We start from the raw sequence: 1438 nt of genomic DNA, 5'->3' as shown, positions 1-1438 counted from the left end.
TGCACTGCCCCCAAAAAGTTAGACACTATTTGGGGGTATTTTTATGGAAAGAAAAGTCAAGTACGATTATGCATTTAAATTAGAATGCGTAAGATTAGTTTTAGAAAAACATTATTCTACAGAGTATGTTTCTAAATTGAAAGAATTAAATGAATCTAACATTAGGAAATGGATTAATTTCTATCAACATTTTGGAGAAAAAGGTTTACGTCCCAGAAAGAATCAAAGTTACACTGCTGAATTTAAGCTAAAGGTTTTACAAAATATTGACCGCAAACATTTGTCTTTAAGCCAAGCCTGTTTAAAATTTGACATTCCTTCAGAATCTGTTATTATCAAATGGCAAAGAGATTTTGCTAACTTTGGCACAGCAGGATTAGAACCCAAAGTTAAAGGCAGACTAAAAACAATGACCAATTTTAAGCGTAAAAAACCCAAATCAGACAAACCATTAACAAGAGAAGAAGAACTATTACAAGAGATAGAAAGACTTCGATGTGAGAATGCTTTACTAAAAAAGTTGCAAGCCTTAATCCAAGCCGAAGAAAAAGCCAACAAGCGCAAGCCATAATGGAATTAAGGCATAAGTTTGATTTAGAAATGCTTCTAAATTTAACTAATATGGCACGAAGTAGTTTTTACTACCATCAAAGATCAAGTTCATTATCTGATAAATACAAAGTCGTTAAAGAGCTCATCAAATCTATTTATGACAAACATAAAGGGCGTTATGGATACAGGAGAATAACAGATGATTTGAAAGACAAAGGATTTACTATTAATCACAAAACGGTTTTAAGGCTAATGAAAGTACTAGGATTAAAAAGTATCATCCGAGTAAAAAAATACAAATCCTATAAAGGCGAACAAGGTAAAATAGCACCTAATGTTTTAGAAAGAAATTTTAAGGCCACGGCTCCCAATCAAAAATGGGCAACCGATATAACCGAGTTTAATGTATCAGGAAAGAAACTGTATTTATCTCCTATAATAGACTTATTCAACCAAGAAATTATTAGTTATGAACTATCCGAGCGACCAGTGTTTAATCAAGTAGTAACAATGCTCAAGAAAGCATTTAAGAAAGTGCCAGAGAACACAAATCTGACATTACACTCAGACCAAGGCTGGCAATACCAAATGAAACAGTATCAGTATTTGTTAAAGCAAAAAGGAATCACACAAAGTATGTCCAGAAAAGGGAATTGTTTAGACAATGCTATTATCGAAAACTTCTTTGGAACATTAAAATCTGAACTTTTTTATATAAAAAAGTTCAGAACAATAGAAGAACTAAAAAAGGAAATAAAGCAATATATAAATTACTATAACAACGAAAGAATTAAATCAAATCTAAACAAAATGAGCCCGATAAAATATCGAGCTCATTATTATCAAAATTAAGTTTAAATTTGTCTAACTTTTTGGGTGCAGTCTA

Annotated in this window: 2 protein-coding genes; both read left to right on the top strand. The window is 31.4% G+C overall.

Going from position 1 to position 1438, the window contains the following annotated elements:
* The first annotated feature begins 43 nt into the window (after nt 1-43).
* Nucleotides 44-571: a helix-turn-helix domain-containing protein gene (locus FHG05_RS18240; RefSeq protein WP_140999560.1), complete on the top strand. Its 528-nt coding sequence runs from the start codon at nt 44-46 to the stop codon at nt 569-571.
* Nucleotides 571-1404 carry an IS3 family transposase gene (locus tag FHG05_RS18235; RefSeq protein ID WP_198172276.1) on the top strand — a complete coding sequence of 278 codons (834 nt, stop codon included), beginning with the start codon at nt 571-573 and terminating at the stop codon, nt 1402-1404. Before FHG05_RS18240 ends, FHG05_RS18235 begins: the two co-directional genes overlap by 1 nt.
* The last annotated feature ends 34 nt before the right edge of the window (nt 1405-1438 follow it).

Source organism: Flavobacterium profundi (assembly GCF_006491645.1).
Lineage (GTDB): Bacteria > Bacteroidota > Bacteroidia > Flavobacteriales > Flavobacteriaceae > Flavobacterium > Flavobacterium profundi.
The sequence above is the reverse complement of the archived record's forward strand: the minus strand, read 5'-3'. Positions and strand labels throughout refer to the sequence as shown.